Genomic DNA, 21917 nt, shown 5'->3' on the forward strand with positions numbered 1-21917 from the left:
GCCCGTACCCTGAATACCAATGTACTCACCGGCGTTGTAGTTGAAAACTTTATCACTGGCGGTGAAACGATCGTTACTGCGATCGAAACTACCAATCGCAGAAACATTCGGATTGGTGACATAGGTAAACGCGGCGGCAACGAAATCTTCGAAACTGCCGTTAGCAACAGTCAACCCCACTAATCGATTCTGCGCCGGGGCATCCAGCAACGCCGGCAACAGGAAGCTGATGCTGGTATCACTGATGGCAATAATATCTTCACCCTGAACGGCAACCCCTGCGACATAGATCACGGTTTCGGCGTCAAAGCCCTGACCGGTTAAGGTGATGACTTCGCCACCACGCCAGCTGCCGAACTGCGGCTCAACCCGATCCACTGCCGGTATCACACCGGTTTCGCTGATGAAGCGGAATTGATAGTCAGCACCCAGTGTATTGCCATTGAGCTCACTCAGTTCGCCGGCCACGGTTACCACATAAAGCTTATCTGCCTGCAGCGGTTGCGCTGGGCGCAGAATCAACAGCGAACCACTGTTATTGACGCGCTGCGATACAAACGCCTCCACCGGTACACCATCAAGCGTCAGGGTAACCAGGGTATCACCCAGCTGCTCCAGCTGGCTGTAATCCAGCACCCGGTTGAACTGAATTTCGACCGCGGCGTCCACCGGCAAACTGGTCATGGGTTCAGGAATCTGGGACACAATGGTCATACCCGGACGGGCGATGGTATTTAACGCACCGCTTAACGACAGACCATCCAGATCGTTCGGAATAGGACTCTCCAATGCTTCCCCGGCACTGACAACATAGGCCGTGCCTGCATACAAGGCATCAGGATGGAATGCATGGGCTTTGACTGACCCCGTCAGGGCGAAATAATCCACGAGGGGTACGGACGACAGATAGTTGCCATCCAGCCAGGAGGCGATATTGTACAACTGCAAATCACCCGCACCGGCTGTTACATACAGAGTCTGCCCATGCAGCGACATGGAACCGGCATGCAGCACACCACCCTGCACCACATTATTCAGTGACACGCTGGCCACCGGCGTTGCGGAATCTTCACTGTCGAGGGCATAGGCTTGAATGGTCGCCGTTTCACCGGTACTGACCAAAAGCAGATTTTCGACCACCAGAATATCATCCGGTGTCAGCGCGTTGCCTGCCATATCAACGGTTGCGAAGCTGCGCACCACAGCATACTGTCCCGTACTGAGTTCCACCTCAACAATGCGCTTGGTATTGGGCAAGGCCACCCACAAACTGTCTTTGCGCAGGGCGATGCGACCGGGCAGACCACCCAGCCGGCTGGTGGGAATAACCATTACCTGCTGGAGCAATTCATCGGCGCCAACCCGATAGATCTCAATGCCTTTGCTGGTGCTGATGTAAGATAATCCCTGATCAAACACCAGGCCGCTGCTGTCAGCCGCCAGTGTCACGGTCTGCAACAACAGAGGATCGGTACTCAGTGTTCGATCAAAGTGGTAAAGCTTGCGGCCACCAATGATCTGCAGGTAGCGCTCATCGCTTGCCACATCCACAAACCCTGCCGGGTTGATACCACCACTGACATCAAAGTGATAGGGCTTGGGTTCCTGGTTGTTGGCAAACTGTTTCTCCAGTACCTGCGGGCGTACCGGATCAGACAGGTCGATCAACATCAAACGCGCCGTCTTGGTGGTCAATCGTTGCCGTGTACCATCTTCCTTGACGACGTCGTAGTAACCGCCGGTCACCGCATACATCAACTGCTCGGTCAATGCCATTGCGGATACCGGACTGGGTTTGTCCGCTGACAAATCCACCGATCCGGTTTCTTTGCCGGTGTAGAAGTAATTCACCGGTGAAACGGATTCTTCCCCGGGGAAGAGCGGGTTCTCAATGGAAACCACTGCTTCACCGAACGCACCAGCCGGTGCACGTACTCGAATATGGTTGCTGGAAATGACTCGCAGATCACCTGCGGTGGAACCAGCGAATTTTACTTTGGCCGCATAGGTAAAGCCGCGGCCATAAATGTCGACGCGGTTACCGCCTTGAGGCGGGCCAGTTTGCGGCGCTATATCGTCAATTTCAATTTGCGGCAGAATGGTGATTGCACCGTAACGGATGTAACTCAGATTCTGATCCGTGCGTACCACAGTAAGTGGCAGAGAAACCGCTGCATCCCCAAACAACATGGAGGGCATATTAATCTGAATCTCAGTATCGGACACCGAGATAATGTCAGCGTCGGACACCACCGAATCGCCAACAATAATCTGCAGCAGACTGCTGTCTACACCAAAATTACGCCCGTAGATGGCTGCCTGCTCGGTACCATCCCCATGGAAGAAGTGGCCTTGCAACCCTTGCTCGGTTACCCGCGCTATGGAAGTAATCTCGGGCTTGAATCCGGTTTGCAATGTAAAGGCATACTCTGCGGACTGAAGCAGCCCTTTACCCGCCAGATCAGTCAGGCCGGCGCCGATTTGCAGACGGATTTGCCCTGTATAAGCCAATTGGTCGGTAAAGGTCAGATCTATGTACGACCCATTCACCGCATTAATGCCTTCCAATTCAAACGCTGCTGCCGGTAATTCCGCATCATCATCCATTATGACTTTGATGTGAGTGCTCAGGTAGGCGGGATCTGTATTGATCAGATTATTGAACATCACCCGTACCCGGTCACTGCCGGACAAGATACTGCCGGCACCCGGCGAGACATCGCTGATGACCAGTTTGGAGCTGGTACGGGAGCGAATACCGTCATCATCACCGTAGAAGAGATAGCCTCCGTTGTGGAAGATCTCAGCTTCAGCCACTGAGTTTTCCTGCCAGTAAACGGTATCCCAGCTGTCGCCCCCTGCAGCGTATTCAAGCACCAGAATTTCCTGGGCGGTGGACAGCGTAATCTGGCCTTCCTGTACCAGGAAGGAGGCACCACTTATATCACTGTTACTGGCAGACACTATACCCCGGGCAACCGGGTAGACCGTATAGGCTGGAGTAGCACCAAAGCTGCTGATGGTCACCACCAGCAATTGATCGTCCCGTTTCAACAATACATACAACTGATCACCTTGCCACTGCACATCCAGTGGCTGGCCAAGCAATGCGTCTTCCGCACTGCTGTCCTCATTGAAATAGAGGGTGTTGTAGCCCGCTACCGCCTCGTATTCCTCGCCATCCAGGGCAAAGAAGCGAACAAACCCGGTACCCAAGCCGTTGGCAGCGGAGACTGCCAACACCCGGTTCACCGGATGGATGCTCACATCCGTTGCCTGATGGCCGGACAGCGGCAGGTTGGATACGGTCAGGGGGCGCGTGAGATCCGAGATATCCACTTTGACCACGCCGTTACCACCGTTCGCCAGGAAGGCCAGATCGTCGATCACATCCAGGCCGGTTACCGGCTGGTCAGACGGCAATTGCGACAAACGAACCGGGCGTTCCCAGATGCTGATGTCGTAAATCTCGAGCCCGCCTTCCATCAGGAAACGGTTACTGGAAGTGGGTTTGCTGCCTTTCTTAACCCCAACAAACAAATAAGGATCGATGGTTTTCGCCGCGCCGATTTCCATGGGCGGATAGTTCGGCAAATTGATGCCAAGGCCATCTTCAAGCGTATATGAGAAATCACCAATGTAGAGCTCTTCAATACCATCGGCGACTGGCACGCTGATATAAATACTGTAGAGATCCGGTGTTATCACGCCCGGCAGAATAAACGCGAATTTGGTCAGGGAAATCACGTTGTCTTTCAGGTCAATGGTGGGGCTCAGCGTACCCTCTAAATCACCGATACCTGTCTCAATGACCGTGTCACCGTTTCTGGCACGCAGCGAAACCCTGGAGCCAGGCAGGAACACCGCATCGGTACTGGTTACGCTGATCGGGTAACCACCGGACGCATCTCCGTTATCCGGCTGCAGCTGGAACGTTATCTCATCTCTGGCACGATCGGTGCCGGCCACCAGGGCGCCCATCCAGGTCGCGGTTATACCATCGTTGTCCACTTTAATATGATGCTGGCCAACCGCCATGGGGATCATTTCCAGCGCATTGGCGGGAATTCGCAGGGTATTGCTGTCGACAAATTCAGTGCTGACCGCAAACTGATCCACATAGATCTGGGAATCCACACTGAACCCGCTGCCCACGATGGTGATGACATCCTGTTCACCGAGGTAGAACACCCCATTCTGCACCTGCTCAATGGCCGGTACCGGTACGCTCTGCTCACTGACGCTGAAGTCGCGGACAAATGGCGTCCACAATCCCAAGCCGCGCTGATTACGGGCATCCAGCACGCTTAAGCGAATGTCTGCTCCCGGTGTGCGCTCGAACAGTACGCGGAAACGGGTAGCGGCTTCCGTTACTTCACCTTCCAGTATCGGTTCCACGGTCGCCGCCAGAGTTGTACTGGTGAGCGTATTGGGATCCAACTCTTCTACCAGTATCGCGTTGGCCTGCTGTAAGGATTCAACCGTCATCAACTCATTGAATTCAATTTCCAGCGCTTGATTGGTATCGGCGGACAGGATGCCATGTTGCGGAACCGTAGCCGATATGACCAGCGCAGCGGGCAGCGTAAACACCTGCAAGCCATCCTTGCGTCCGCCGGCAATCAGGCGATCACGATAAATATCGAGGGATTTAACCGTTTCGATATTACCCGCCGATACCACCCTGGGTTGCGCCAGATTACTGATATCAACCACCACAACCCCTTTATCCGCTGCAATGAACAGGGTGCTGCCATAGATGCGCAGCTGCCTGGCATCGCCGGCAAGTTGTTGCAGGGAGGCATCGATACTTATGCTGAAGCGCTCTTCCGGCCGTTCCACATGGAAATACTCCACTCCGGATCGGGCTACCGCTGCAAACAGGTAATCGCCATAGGTGACAACATCCGTCACAGTATTTTCGAACGCAAACTGACGGGTCAACGTCGGATCGAAAATATTCACCGCGGTCACCGTCGAGCTGTCCGCGCCGTTGATGGGTTCATCGTAGCCGTATTTAGGGAACTGTAAGCAGCCATAGGTGGAGACCATGCCGGCAGCAAAACCACCGCTGAACAGCCACTCCCCATCCACGTGCAGGGTTGCCGCGCCTTTCATGTTGTCCAACTGACCAAACGAGACCGGATCAAATGGATCGATATAGTTCAGAAGTTCTACACTGCCTGCACCGCCGTTGTTGGCAGCGACAATATCGCACTTCGGTTCTTCCGGCTCTTGTGCCTGTGGATCGCGCAAGCCACCGGGCTGATAACGGGTCGCGTACAGGGAATGCCCTTGTTTGACCACATCGGCTACCACCTGATCCTGGCCGAAGTTCACTTCATTGATGAACTGCAGACCATTCTGTTCGTCCAGGTTTAAGCGGCCGACACCACGGGCACCGGATGCTACGTACAGGCGTTTACGCCATACCCCTTCTTCCAGCTCCACCTGGGGCCATATGCGCACAGAATCACCGGTGTAGGTTGCCATACCAAACTGGGCAAACGCATCAGCTCCGGTATCGCCACCGTACAACAATTGCGAGGTGGCACGGGCTTCATCACCACTGGGCTGGAACCAATTACCACCCACATACAGGGGCTGATTCGGATCCTGAATATCAAAACTGGCGGCGCGTACCGTGTCGGCTGTGGAATCAACCAGTTTGCTGCCGCTATTGCCGTCCTGATCAATGGTTTCAAACAATTCGCCTTGGCCCTGAACCAATCCGACCTGAGCACTGCCATCCAGAATGAACCCGCCATTAGTTAACGCGACACCGGTTTCCTGGTCAATCCACACATCAGTTGGTTGCACCAGATCCGGACGCACCTGGGCCAGCCGCTTCAAGCCATAGCCGAAGCCATCGTCGCCGCTTAATTGAGTTTCATTGCCATAACGATCTTCACCATACAATGTGGCTTTGCCGGAACTGCCCCGGGGTGTCACCAGTCGCAATCGAGTGGTGGACAGTACTTCGATCTCACGCACGGGCAGCGAACCGATCTGTATCGACAATCCATCCATGACGGTATTGCCAGGCTCAAAACCGATACCGCTGACGTCCACCACCGTGCCGCCACTGATAGGCCCCCACTTGGGACTGATTGCATCAAAGCGTATGGGTTCATCCACAACCAGAGCACCCGCCAGTACCGCCTGTTGCCATACTCCGGACTGATTCACTTCAACCACGACATCATACTGCCCCGCCGCGGCGATGGCCGGTACTGAAAATTCCACAATTGCAGTCCGCGATTCATCATCACTGACCGTAATGCTTTCCAGCTCGGTATAGATGCCGCCGACCTGAATGCGCAGATTCTCAATCTCCGCCGGCAAACCCAATCCAGACAGCGTGAGAATAGCGGAGGTGTTCACCGGGACCCGGCGCGGCACCAATGCTTCCAGAATAATCTCGTCGGGACGGATACCCCGATAGGTAAAGTCAAAGCGTTGACCCTGCGCCAGGGTGTAAAGGCTGATCAGCTCATCGTTCTGCAGAGGTTTCACAGATTGCACACCGGCATCCACCTCCAGAGTGACCTGATCACCGACCGCAAGAGAGGAAACGGCAGACGGACTGAGGGTGACGATCGCATCATTATTGACGATCACCACATTACTGCTCAGATTTGATCCCTGCGCACCAACCAGGCGGAAGAGATTCAGGTTAGCGTCGTAAAGGTCAATAGCTTTATTGAACCTGACCCGGACCTTGACGTTACCATCCACATCCGTATCCAGAATGCCATTGATCGGATCTACCCGGAATATCTTCAGTACCACATCAGGAATAACCTGTACCACACTTTGCCCGTTCACCTGTGTACCCGAGCCCAGTGCGGAATAAGCGCTGGCCACGACAACATCGATATGATTGCCGGCATAGGCTTCCATTCCCGCCGACACAATCGGCAGTTCTGGATTGGTGATATCAACGGTGACAATGCCCTTGTCGCCCAAAGCCAGATAGGCGATATGCCCACTGACATCCACATCGTAGACATGACCAACATCGGATATGCGGGACACAATTTGCGGTGCGCGAACATCGCTGATATCAACGATTACCATGCCACCCATGCCAGCTGCCAGATAGGCGTACTGACCCTGCACCACTACACGACTGGCAGGAATATCCAATTGACTCAGTAAGGTGAGCCCTGCTTCGGGATTCATTTCGGCAAGATAGAATCCACCGCTACCCACGTACTCGGGCTGCACCAGTTTGAGCATGTCAAAGTCATAGGCACCACCCACGAATGCATACTGATCCGGTGTGGCTGTTTTAGCTGGTAATTGCGTTACGTCCAACAGCGGCAGATTTTCTTCAACTGCCAATTCGTTTGCCAGATATAACTTGCTGTGCAGGTAGGCATCAACAATACCGAGGCCACCATCGCCCATTGCAATGACCGCTTTGTTATTACGTACTTCAATACCCCGCGAGAAATCCGCCGGTAACTTCAGGCTGTTCACAATGGTTGAATTGGTAATATCGATACTGTCAAATGAAATGATAAACAGTTTGGCAGATACCGGATCGGCACCTGAGAACGTTGCGGCGGTCACAAATACCCGGTCAGCGCCATCTTCAAAGTAGGTGGCCACACCCAGTGCCTGATATCCATTGGGCAACGCAACGGTGGTTTCAATCCGGTCATCACGTCCGTTTCGATCCAGGTCAATCAACTGGCGCAGATCATCCGGGTTCAAAGGATTGGTTTGATCCCCGGTGTAGGTGGAAGCCGCCACATTGTAAATCACAACCCCTTCACTACCGGCGGCCGCAATGGCCCAGGTACCGGTGGGATCCAGCACCATGTCGTGAATACGACCTTCACCACTGATGTTGGCCTGAATTGGCTGTTGGTAGTCATACGCCGCGGCCAATGTGCCACTCTGACCATCCGCCAGATTAACCGTTACATCCACCTGACCGATGCTGCCCGGTGGTGTAATCACCTCCAGAGTGGTGGGATCCAACAGTTTGACACTGTCCTGCGGCGCCAGCACGTCGCCGAAATACACCTGTATTTCGGTATTGTTACCGCGGAACCCTTCACCTTTGATTCGCACCACGGTACCGCCGTTGACGCTGCCGGTTTGTGGCGACAAGTCACTCAACACCAGGGGCTCCACATAGTACAAGGCACCCAACAGGCGGTCCCGTGTGCCGTTACCGCTGATCACTTCCACGGGTGCAGGCCCGGGATTATTAACCGGCGCCTGTATCTGATAGCGAATGGTATTTTCATCAATCACTTCGGAGCCGAGCACCGGCGCATTGGTGCCCGCCACCAGGAATTGCGGAGAACCCGTTACTTGAGTGAGGGTCACCCATACCGGTGAGCCGGCCACATCCGCCGTTGCCGGTGTTACGCTTTCAATTTCAACGCCGGCGCCCGTGCCGCTGCCCGTAATGAAACGGATGGCATGATTCATCAGGCCGATCGTGCGGCGGCTGGACAAAACACCACTCAATTGAATTCGATAGTTGGTATTGGCTTTCAGTGCCGCACCCGGTTGCAGGGTGATGGTGCGTTGATCATCAGACAAGGTCAGTACCGCAGCCTGAATCAGACCGGCACTACTGCCGTCTTCTTCTATCAACTGCACGTAATCTGCCAGTTCCGCAACGGACAGGTTCAGTGCCTGGCTGAACGTCAGTACCAGGGGAGTATCCAGGGTGATATAGCGGCTGCCGTTACGGGGAGCACTGCGCACCAGCTCCGGCATCAGTGTGTCAACCAGATTAAAGGTGGACACCAGAACATTGGCCCCGGAGGGCTTGCGGTTAATCGCGAAAGCAATCAGGCCATCATCGCTGTACAGCACCGGATCGCGTCGAATGACATCGTAACCGGACATTTTCATGCAGCCCTGCTCAATGGATACCGCGTCCAGCAGGAGGATCTCATCATTGCGGCTCAGATCATACAAAGACAGATACGCACCTGCACTGCCCGGACGTTCAGGGTCCTTCGAACTGCCAGGATGATCCAGGTAATGGCCATGGGATGGTTCATAATAGCCTTCGCAATCCAATTGCCCGAAGCTGGCGGACCCACCTCGGGTCAGGTTGGCACTGACGGTGGACATGGCGGCAATACCGGACAAAGGCCCCGGCACACCAAAACCGTTGCCTTCGAACTGGCCGATATTTCTCAAGTACGCCGGCCGGCTGCTATCCAGCACCGTGGACACGTTAACACTGCCCTGTTTATTGGCGGTCGCCAGCTGGCCATCAGCATCCAGTGTTGCGCTATCCTGCCCCAGCTGGCTGGCGCCGATTTGCGGCAATGACGGTTTACTGAGATCAAATATGGCGCGCGCCAATGTCTCATCATAGGTGCCCGCTTTGGCCGCTTTGGTAACGAAGCTGACGTGTAACTGGTCACCCACCACATCCAGGTCCCGCACCTTCATGGTAACTTCAGAGCCGCTGCTTAAGCGTGCTTTCTTCAGCTGACTGATTACCGTGGGTCGCGTTGGATTGGACAGGCTTAACAATACAACACCCGACTCATCACCCCCTACGACCAACAGGTTATCTTTGCTGACGATTTTTCTCGGCGCATCACTGAACGGCAGCGGCAGCGCATAAAGGTAATTTCGATCCTCACCCTCCGGTTGCTCCGTGATGTCATCCGGCAGGGTTTTGTCACGTTCATAGACCAGCACCACGGACTGATTGTCAAAGGCAGTGGACACAAACGGGAAGCGGTAACCCTGCGCCGTGACATAGACATAATCCCGGGTCAGGGTCAGGTCCATGGCCACCAGATCCTGAGGCAGGTTGTAATAGCCCAACCCATGCATCGGAGCCGCATTACCGATATCGTCACGCTCGTATTTCACCAGCGCCAACCATCCGGGGGCGTAGTAATCTTTGATATAACTGTAATCCAGGACTTTATCGGGCTGGGTTACCCCCGGGCCCAACAGGCCCCGCCCCAGCACATAGAACATTTCCAGGTCGGGATCATGGGCCAGCGAGGTAATTTCACCGGGCGGTAATTTCAGGGCGTCCGGAACGTAGTTCGTGAACGGCCTTTCCCCTTCCAAGGCACTGATCTGATCTTTTATAAAGCTGGAGCCAAACACGTACTCCGTTTCCAGCGTTCGGTTCACCGCCAGGCGGCCATAGAACAGAGCGTTTGGCAGTACGAAACGTCTTCCCAGTTCATCGCTGATCTCAACATCGACGAATCCACGATAGGGCTGCCCGGTACCACCACTGAAATCGGGAACAACCCATTCCATCTGCTCAGGGCTAAGCAGCTTCAAGCGCCGTTGATCGATGGTGTCGGTAATAAACTCCTGGGGCTGGCCGTGTTTATACGCTTTCAGGGTGAGTCCGTTATGGAAACCCAGACCCACGATATTGACCTTGTCATTCTGGCCGGCCTGCAACGTGTTCACTACCGCCGGATCAATGAAGCTGATCTGCAGTGTATCCACATAGGTGAAACCGCCGATGACGGTGTCTTCCAATCCTGCTTTATTGATGACGGTCACCGCCGCGGGGCCTGGATAATTCGGTACGGTGGTGGCCAGAATGCGGTCATATTCGTCCACGGTTCCGGCCAGATCCACCTGCTCCACCACCAACGGTTGTCCACCCAGGATTAATTCCGGATCATCGGAGAAGTTAAAGCCGCGAATCAGGATTTCGGTGCCACCTTCAATACCACCGGTGGCGCTGCAGGTCCCTGGCTCCTGCCCATCCACCAGGGCGCAGATGGAAACAATATCCGGAGAATCCGCGCTGCCCGACACAGCCGTGGTGAAACCGAACAGGTAATCACTGCCCAGCGGATTACCGGTCAACGGCGGCAAGCCGGCCTTAAGTTTCACAAAGTAACGGGTATTGGCCAACAGCACCTGGCCATCCAGCAGTTCCAGCCGGATAACCCGGCGGTTGTCTTCAGCATTACGCTGCTCATAACCAATGCTGAAGCGGTCTGTTACCGGCGCTCCGATAAGCTCATCCCCTTCCAGCACTTCCACGTAGTCCGACAGCACCACGCCGTCAGCCAGCACTGCGGAAAGCTCAATGCGTATATCGGTCACATTGGTTTTTACATCGATTTCATCATAGGCGGGGCGATGCCCCAGCACGGTCAGTTCCGGCATATCTATGCGATTGATACCGGAGCGGCTGCCTGCTACCTGGATCGCGCCTCGCGCCAGTGTTACGCCACGGGCGGCAAAGTTATCTTCCTGGGCATCGCGATGAATCATGACCGGAACAGTGGCATCCAGCTTGGGCTGTTTCACTTTTATCAGGTCAACGACCTCAACCACGGATTGTGCCGGAACATCTTCCTGATCCGAATAATGCACCGTCGCATACGCCAGGTTACCGGAGACGAAGACATCGTACACGCCGTCAGACACCAGGTCAGGGCGCGCCGGGTTAAGGGACACAACATCAATGAGCTGCGGACGATAGGGGTCACGAATGTCGATCACATTAAACTGCGATGTCTGGCCATCACCGGACATATCCGCAACATAGGCTTTATCGCCAACAATGTGCAATCGATTGGCAACACCCAGGGTATCCAGTACCGCCACTATCGGTAAGGAAGGATCGGTTATGTCTGCAACCACCAATCCCTCATGAGAGGCAGCGATAAAGGCGTATTTACCTTTGATCTTCACATCACGGGCAAACCCATTGGGCTTGATATAACCTATCTTGTACGGAGCATAGAAGTTGCTGATATCAACAACTTGAACACCGCCGTTTCCATTTGCCACCAACGCCAGATCATCTTTACGGTCGATACCGTAGACATCCGGGTAAGGCAGATCCAGGCGCCCGGCCAACAGGTAAGGAATACCAAATTGGCCATCACCATTCTGGATGGTAAACAAGAGTAATTCACCGGCGGTGTTATCCAGATAAAGATTGCCGGTACCGGCCGTTGCATCCGCACCCTCGCCCCAATCGGAGGTTATTTCCTCCCGCAACTGGTTAACAAATCCGTTCTCGATGGATCCAATTTTTCCGGAGCCCGATTTAGCGGCAAGCACGACATTGGCATCCGCTTTGACTTCACCAATACGCCCGGCGAAGATTTCAGCAGCGCTGTTGAGCAATGACGAATACATAAAGTAGTCGCCATCCTCGTTGGTGCGGGTTTCATCCACGGCATCAAAAATCATCAAGCCGGAATACACAGGCTCATTACCCGGATCGCCCTGTAAAGAGCCGGGAACACCCAGCCCCTGCTCCAGTTGCATCGGATCACCGGAAGACCAGGCAGCAATCAAGGCACCATCGCGCAATTCTGACTGGAACTGATCCACTGCGGTGTAATGCACGTCATAAGGTAACGTTGATCCGGCTCCACAGCTTGCATCGCTGGCACAGGGCTGGATAAAGCGGCGTTCGCTGATCGGCAAGCCGATTTCATATACCGCCTCTTGGGTGGGCTGGTGACTTTCCGTTACAACCGTTGTTACCACTCTGACCCGTTCATTACGATCACCGCTCCTGCGCAGGATATTACCGGCGGTGAAGTCGGCCCAGTAGATGTAGTAGTAATTATCAGGGTCGCTCACCGGCGTGGCATCGCCTTCTTCACGGGTATCGTCGCGGAACAGATTCAGAGGCTGTGAATCCAGCACTACCCAGGCGCCACTTTCATCCTGGTATTCACGATACCAGTCCATGGTTACCGCTTCGATGGGGTCACCCCGGTCCACTACGCTGACAACGGCGCGTACCGTCTCTGCTGTGGTGAGTATCTCGCCATTCAAAGGCTGAATGATACTCAGCTTCGGCTCAATGGTATCCCGAATTCGCCCAATCAATACTTCTTGAGAGGCTCCGGACTGCCCCAGAACATCGTATGCGATCGCCTGAACATAAAAACCATCCACCCCTTGTGGCGCCGATAGTTCTGCCCGGTAGAGTTGCTCCTGCGCGAAGTTCCCTGTTTGCGAACCGTAGTTCTCAAACACCGTCATCACTGGCTGGCCATTGACATAAAAGACCACGTGGTCGACACCATCGGCCCCCAGATCATCGAAGACTTCCACAAAGACTTCAACGTTTTCACCATCAATAACCACCGAACTGTTGTTGTCCGGCTTCACAATGTTGGCAGTGGGCGGCTGATCTGCACTGATTGTCAGGCTACGCAGGATTTCCGATACCTCTGACTCGTAGCCGTCCACATCCCTGGCCATCGCTTTAAAGAAAATAGTCTGACCGACCTTGCCGGTTGGTATTTCAAACTGGAACTGGAACGGAGCAGCAGTATCTTCACCAGCTTTGATAAATTCCAGGCCCGCCTCGGCACTATCGCCAATGGCATAGTAGAGGGATGCAGCATCAACACCGACTTCAGGATCACGGGCAACCACATCCAGCACGACGCCACGTCCTTCGGTTACTTCAGTTGCGCCGCCCATACTGAACCCTCTCGAATCCAGCAATCGAATGTCTCTCACTTCCGGAGGCAGGTTCCGGGTCAATGTCACAGCACGGGCATCAACACTTTCGTTACCAATACCATCCACTGCCGTTACCCGGAATTCCATATCCAACTCGTCAGGCAGTGTTTCAGTGCCCGGCAGATAGGAGCCGATGGTTCCCATGGGAATACTGCCCCAGTAAGGCGGCGTTATCAGAATTCGCTCATGAATCAATTCCGAGCTGCTGAAACCGCTGCTGCCATCACGCTCGGCAAACACCTGCAACTTGACGGAGGCCACTCGCACGTTGTCATTAATATCCATGCGGTACGGCAGGGTGCGTGATTCAACCACGGTTGCATCACTCAGGGGTTCATACAGCAATATTTCCGGTGCCTCAGTATCTTTCAATACCTGGACCACCACCGGATTAATGGTGCGCACGGTCCTGGGCTCACCACCCAACCGACGTTCGGTGGTGGTAGCACTCAGAGTAAGATCATACCCCGCCTGACCGTAGGGCACTTCCAGCAGAAACTCGAACGGTGCCACTACATCTGTAAACGTGTAATCACCATCGCGCAGCCCGGCCACAGTCAGGTTGACCTGATCAATTCCCGCATCATCCACGGCATTGACCTGCACCAGCATCAAATCGCCTTCGATGACCGTATCACCGTTCTTGGGATAGCCGATGGTGACAACCGGCGGTTGGTCTTCCACAACTTCCACGCTGATGGTTTCCAACGCAGTATGGTTATCCGGATCGTTAAAGGCCGCGCCGTAGGTATCCAATGCTTCCACCTGGATATCCACAATATTGTTGCTGCCGTTTGACGGATCATAAGCCGGCATCGGAACCAGGTAATTATACGGCGGTTGACGCAATCTCATTTCATAGGCAGTTTGGCCGTTACGGTAGGTCGCCGTCAGTTTGACGTAATCCAGTCCAACGTCATCAAACGCGTTCACATTAACCCAAAGCTGGGTTTCCTCAACCGCCTTGTGACCGTCCAGCGGATCAATGATGTCGATAACCGGGCGTTCATCAACCCGGATCGGGAAACTTATTTCAGTGGATTCTTCATTGGCCACATCACGCGCCGTGACCCGAACCCAAATATCAAAACGCTGTATATCTTCCAGGGCCACCGCCGGGAACATATCCCGCACTACCTGCAGTCGCGGCACATTCAGCAGTTGCAGGTATTCCGGTGCATCAATGTTCACCGTCGACACCGGCTGGTAATCCAGGGAAGGGATGTCACTTACCGTGCGCACTGTTTGATAGGCGGTCTTCTGATAATTATTACCGGTGTCATTGATGCCGTAAGCGATATCCACTTCCAGCTGCTGTACCTTGACGTTGTCAAAACCGGAGAATCCCAGTGTGAAATCCGAATTTTCCACCGCACCGTAGCCCAGCTCCGGCCGGGTAATGACCGGCACAGGCTTGATGGTATCGGGAGCTACAGTGATGGTGATTTCGTGTATGCCAACCGAATTATCCGAGTCATAAACATAAGCCGTAATGGTGAGCGGTTCATCATCACGCACAACGCCATCGGGTATTGCCAACAGATAGCTCGTGCCCACCGCATAGGGTGAGTTTTGATTACCAAACTGATCCGCCTTATCGGGGCCGTAACTTTCCTCAAAAGCATCATAGATGGAAGCATACGCCTGCTCGATTGCTTCCTGACCGCCAGCGACGGCTTCACCAAACAAGCGGTCACCCGCCAATGATAACGGCACGCCATTGGCCAGAATCTTGATCGCCTGGCCATAAGCCGGCGCATCGCCATCCACTAGTTTGCGATCGTCCGATGCCACCACACCCACCTTGATCAGGAAGGTGCCGGCGGCAATCTGCTGGGCATCCGCCGGTGACGTGATACGGATCTCGGGCGCCATATTGGCCAGGGGGTGTACCAGGAATGTTCTGGTTTCGGTTTGCCCCACGGTATCGGTTACTACAACTTTGTATTCCGTGGGCTGGGCCTGAAGGAAGGGTATATTGATGGTGTTCTTGGCCGTATACACCGGCTTATTGGGACAGGTATTGTCATACTCTTGCAGATACTCCACCGCTTCATAGCTACCATCCCGAGCCAGGCGATACACCGCAACACTCTGCAGCCCGGCATCATCCGAGCTTTCGGTTTTCAGCTCAAAATCTTCACCAACACGTACCCAGAACTCACCATAGTTCAATCGCTGGGGACTGGTCAGTACAGTCTGGAACTTGCCTTGCACCTTGTAACTGCTGAACGATTTCATATCCAGCAAGGGGGGTTCATTCACCTCCACCGGATAGATATCGGAATACTCTGACAGATTGCCGGCAAGATCCCGCGCAATCACGGTCAGTCGCAATTCACGCTGCTGATAGTCGGCAGGCACGTTATAAGGGATGCTCAGTGATGTCTGGCCGTAACCAATACCAAGTTCGCGGGCAATCGTATTACCGTCTTCCAGTAACTGGATACTCTCAAGTACTGAGGTGTTATCAGAGAACTGCAAGCCAACGGGCACTCTTTGCCCGGGGATAACCGGAGTACCTGGCTGCGGTGTTGTAATATCAATGGACGGTGCTGCGGTATCGGAAAGCAACAGTTTTTGTGTCAACTCGCGTAACGGGATGCCGGCTCGCTCATGGCTCATGCGATCTGTGGCATGAGCCAGCACGCTGATCTTTTGCACGCTTTCTATATTGGGTGCGGGCACTGCAGTAGCCGCTCTTGCGACTGTTTTTCTGAGTTCGGACTCCGTGCCGCTGTGAATAATCGCAGGCTGGGCAGTGGCGTATCCGCCATCTTCCACGATTGCGGTAATGGAAACCGGCTTATCCACTTTGACTGAACCGGTGTCCAGCGCGATGGCGCCCAAATCTTTATTGCGATTATAGTTAATCCAGAGTTGCTGCAGGAATCCTGCCTGGGGAGAGGCAACACCAATTTTTACCGCTACCGTATTGGTATCCACCAGATTACTCAGATCCAACCAGCCATCGCCTGAGTCAATGGTTTGCGTTATTTTCTCTGCACTACAAGCATTATCAGAATACAGCGTTACGGTATAAGTGGCGCTTACGCTGGTGGCGGATACCAGGCCAATACCGGTAATACGTTCGTCATTTTCGGGCAAAGCGTGAATAAAGGCCTGGCCAGCTTCAAATTCCAGATACGGGGACCGGTTACCATTGCCCGCAATTGTGTAGGCTAACGACCCATTCCATCCCTGCGCTTCCGGATAGTTGATAGCAATAACCGGTTTGGCGGCGCTGGCATATTCGTCGGCACCAAGCTCTCTGCCCAGACCGGTGGGATCCCGCGAACCACCCGCACCCACTCCGGTGAGGGAAGTGTACAGTGCCAACAGCTTGTTCCTTCTGTTGTTGACAATATAGTCGTCTTCTACCAAAAACAGGGTTTTCGCCAACTGACCCTTGATCACGCTGGACTCCGGATCCTGTTTTTCAATGGACACCACAGGCGCCTGGTCGGGTTTGAGCACCAGCCGTTCGTTGTGAATGGTTTGGTTGCCGCTCAAATCACTGCTGGTCACCACCAATGTCAATGATCGCTCTTCCACCACCGGGGCATACTGCTCAAGATTCAGTTGGTTGTTTTCACCTTGATAGGGCCACTGCAACAGCGCCTCATTTAATCCATTCAAGCTGCCCAACTGGGAGCGGTTACCCTGATCATCCAGTAGTTCCACCAAGTAGGATGCCACCGCCACATTATCACTTATGGTCAGTTTTACCGCTGCGGACTGACGATCGTACAATGTCTTCTCTGGTGTCACCAGAACCACTTCCGGACCTTCGTTATCAGCCAGAATGGTGATCGGGATCGCGACGCTGCGGGCCTCATTAACCCCCATATCTTCCGCCTGGAACACCAGATCAAAGGTTTGCCCCCCGTAATTCTGACTGAACTCTGCCGGTATACGGACGCGGCCCTTGAACTCCGTAGCAAACCGTTTCGCCACTACAATGCTGCCCAGCGAACCCGGATTGGCCACCCGCACTTCGTCCTGGCGATCATTACGGGCAAACATCTCCCAAGCCAGCTCGATTTCACTGCCATCTTCCGCTACCAGAAGCGGTTGCACCGCATTCACGTATATGTTGTCAGCAGCGGACCCTGCCACCGTAAAGGCATTGCCGGGCAGTATCGAAAACGCTGTGTTGGGGTCGGTCACACTGACCGTGGGCGCTTCCTGGTCGTCCAGAATCTCCATATCAAGTAGCGCTGTGGTTACCTGATCCGACGAGTCAACAGCGCTTACGCCAATTTCCAACTCACCGGTTTCTGGCCTGGTGGGTACATTAAGTACCGCGCTGACATACTTACCGGCATCAACCAGTGCCGCCAACGCCGCCCCGGTAACGGTTTTCTGTTGCAGCACCGCCCCATCAAGGCGCACAAAGAATGTCACACCCGTCACTTTGCGATCATCCGCTACCAACGCATTAAGGGTGATGCTTTCCCCTTCGGTCAGGCGTGATCCGGCTGCAGGCGTGCGAATGGATACGGTTGGGGGCAAATCGGAAGACAACTCATAACGCCAATTGGTGACCGGGGAAGTATTGCCATAAATATCCGTCGCTGATACTTCCAATACCAACTCTGTACCGGTGTCCGGAATGGTGACGGTAAAGTTTTCTTCGTGTTGATCCGTAGCTTGTGCGGCAAGATTACGTGCCAGCACCGAGCTGCCTGAGCTGGTAACACTCAGTGATTGCAACAGGCTGTTATCAATAGCCCTGATTCGAAACACTTTAGCTTGCCCGTGATACAGCGTACTGCCCTGGGGCGGGGAAATCAGTGCCGCTTTCGGCGGTTCCAGATCCGCCTGAATTTGACTGTTCAGCACAAACCACTGGGACGTTTTCGGTGTCACACTGGCATCGGCCACCTGAACTTCGATACGCAGGTCGGCATCCGTATTCGGCAACGCCAGGGAAGCAAGGTCAAGCTCCGTGCGATCCACAAAGTCCGCGGCAGGTGCCAGCCCGGTACCGGCATTTTTCACCACGGTGAGTGCCGGTTCAGCCGCGCCACCAATGTAGGCGTTAACGGTAAGCGCTGACACCGCACGATCATCCTGGGCAACGGTTTCAACAACAATTGTGTCACCAACAAAGTAACGCGGCTTATTGGCAGAGACCTTTTTGATCTCCGGGGCGCGATCTGCATAGACACCCACCACAATATCCAGCTGACTGCTGTTACCGGCTTCATCCACTGCGGTTACCCGCACTTCGTAGCTGTCGTACTCAACACCCTCAAGGTTCTTGAAGGCGGGCGCTGAAACCAGCTTCAAGGCAGAAAACGCATTCAATGCCCCGGGCACGACCTGTGGCACAAAATCTTCAGCCGGAACCTCATTATTATCCGGATCACCGGTGAGCACGTAGCCCTGGCCATCAACTTTTCTGACACCCTGCAGGCGTAATGAAGCCACGCCAACATTATCGTACCCCGTTACTTTGAGTACGAACTCAGACTCTTCCAACACGGATGCGACATCGCTGCCGGCATCAGTGCTGTCGATAAACGGTGATGCCAGGTTGAGTACGGGAGCGGTTTCATCTTTACCCAGAGTTACGTTGACCGGCTCACTGGTGGCACTTTTGCCCTCGCTGTCCGTGGCAACCGCGACGATCGCCAGCGGTTGTTCATTGGCAATTTTTTGTGGTGTCTGGTAGATAGTGGCAAAGGGTGCACGGGAATCCGAGCCCACCAATTGATCGTTGACAAAAAAGTCCACGCGCGCCACACCCAGATCATCACTGGCGTTGGCCCGTAATTCCACCGGCAGGCCGGATACAAGGCTGGCGCCCTCAGCGGGATAACTGACCGCCACGGTGGGTGCCTGGTCTGCTTTCACCGGCAAGCGTCGAATTTCGGACCGGCTGAGCTTTTCGTGGTAGTCCGTCACCTGAGCTTGCAGCTCCAGGGTTTGACCCAGCATAGATTCGGTAATCGGCAGACTGAACACGTGCTGATGGGAGGCGTACTGGTAGATACCCTCATTACGGCGGGCCGTATCCCGATAGGTGGTGCCATCCACCACAGCGCCGTTGACCATCAGCTCGATGGTGGTACCGGCAGCCAGGCTGTCATCCACCGCTTCAACCTTGACATCCACAACCTGGCCCACCGTGGCAAGCGCTCCGGCGACCGGTGTCAGTACCCGGGCCACCGGTGCTGAATTTTTCACGATGCGAATCTGCTTGCCACCAGACTGCGTACTGTTGGTACCGGCAAACAGTGTGGCGGAAACCACCCTGCTGGTTTCATCGGTGCTGATTTCAGGGGCAACACTGTTAATGCGCCAGGTTTCTACCAGATACTGCTTGCTCTCTTCCTGGCCGGTATCTTCATTAACCACTTTGACGGATTTTTGCTGCAGAATCGGATAACGGACATCACCGATCTTTTGCCCATCGGCATAGAACTCAACTCGCGATACACCGCTATAAGGATCAGCATCAGGCAGCTCTCCCAACACAATATCGATGGAAGCAACAAAAGGTGAGCCCTCCACAATACGGGCACCATCCACCGGCAATACCATTTCGTGTTCGGGGAATTCAAACTGTCTCGGCCCCACCACCGAAACCGGAAAGTCTTCTGTTTGCGCAGACTGGCCCTTGGTGTCTGTGGCCCGGGCGGCCACATAGATGGTGCGCCCCTTCAGCTCCTCGCTCAGAGGGATGGAAAGCTCATATGGGGCGGCTTCACGCCGGCCGACCACATTGCCGTCAAGCACAAACTCTACCGCGCCGATTCCCACATCATCCGTTGGGGTGGCATTCAGCACCAGGGTACTGCCCACTTCAACCCGGGCCGGTACTTTCATTGAGATTTCCGGGGCAACATCCGTCGCCACCACGGGCATTTCCAGGGTCACATCCGGATACCGGTCCAGGCTCAAACTCACGGGCAGCCCCTGGGGTAACTCAGATGATGCAAACAGCCCTTTCTTGGCATCATAGCGCAGCACGCTTTCCGAACCCTGAGGCAGGGTCACCACCACCCCAACAGAACGGTTCAGGGGCGCAGTACTGCCATCATCAAACACACCGAACAGCTCAGGCAACCCATGGTATTGGTTCAGGCCCAGCAGTTCGAAACTGCCGCCGGCGCCATCCCAGGTTAATCCAACCAGGGTTTTGGAATAATCGACTTCCACCGGGATCTGAATCGCATCGGTTCCCGGGTAGCTCACCTGCAGAAAAACCGGCGTAGCGCCGGTTTCCTTAATGGGATAGACAAATCCATCCGGGGTGACCTGGACAAAGTCCGGCTCGGTGGAGACATAGGTCACACCGCTCCCATACCCCGGGAGCGGCGTTAATCCTCTGAACTGAAATTCGACACTGGGTATTATTTGAGCAATTTCTAGGGCGGAATTGAAGATCAGGTTCTCTGGTTTGACGGTCAATCCGAGAACATCCTCTTTGACACTGTCACCGGTCAGGGCAATCTGGCTGATGCTTCTCTGATTGCCACTGCTGTCCACCGCGGTGACCTCCACCAGGACAACACCGTCACTGGCAATCTCCGCCGCGGATAACGTCTCGGCTAAGGGTACAACCAGGTCAAACAACTCCTGGGTATCTTCCATCGGGAAATAACGTGCCGCCCGTTCAGTGCGGGCAAAGGCCGATTCTCTTGCCTGGTCCACCACCCCGCCAAAGCGCTGCAGCTGAGATCCGCGCAAACCGACAATATCGTACGCCAGATAACTTATGTCGCTGTCATCAACCGCCTTGACCGTTACCACTAATTGCTGCTGTTCTGTTCCCGCAATGGCCACGGATTCCACGCTGAGCGCCGGACGAATGCTCTCTTCTGCAAACATTTCCTGATGAAAGCGGGATGTTCCGTCAACGAAACTGACCGTAAGGCCGGGGTTATACTTGTCAGAACCCGAAAGTGAGAAAGCGACTTCACAACCCAGCGCGGTTTGCAACGAACGCTCGGCATCGCTGGCGGCCAGTGTGAGGATCACTTCACTGCCACCCCCCACACTCAGCTCGGAAACCTGACTACAGTCGGAAACAAAGCCGATGTAATCAACCGTACCCGCCCCTGACACAATGGGTGACGCGGTTCGGATATCCAAGCTTACTTCTGCAAAGGCTTTCCCAAAAGCTGACACACAGCAAAGCAAGAGCAGTGCTCTGGCCCAAAAAAGAACTGACTTCATAAACAACAGCAATCCGTTGAAACTAATCCATTACAATTTCGGAAGTTCCACAAGCAGAATAGCCAGATCCATCTGGGCCCCAAACTTGTTTCAATAATCCCCAATCGCCTTCCTCATAGGAGGAAAAAGCGCTTTTGTGATCCCACACATACTACATCCACTTTATAACCAGATAGAGACCTATTGTGAAAACAGCACTTCATCGAAACGCTGAAGTTGCCTCTGAATATGTTTTGAATCACATGTAC

Annotated in this window: 1 protein-coding gene (cut by a window edge); it reads right to left on the minus strand. The window is 54.2% G+C overall.

Annotation, left to right across the window (positions count from 1 at the left end; all coding sequences use genetic code 11):
- Window positions 1–21585, minus strand: the 5' end (the start) of a protein-coding gene (locus D9N13_RS23140) for an Ig-like domain-containing protein (RefSeq protein ID WP_290594357.1). 23355 nt of this gene lie to the left of the window's left edge; the window shows 21585 of its 44940 coding nt (coding positions 1–21585); the start codon lies at window positions 21583–21585; the stop codon falls past the left edge of the window.
- Window positions 21586–21917: the final 332 nt, after the last annotated feature.

Source organism: Ketobacter sp. GenoA1 (assembly GCF_003671475.1).
Taxonomy (GTDB): Bacteria; Pseudomonadota; Gammaproteobacteria; order Pseudomonadales; family Ketobacteraceae; genus Ketobacter.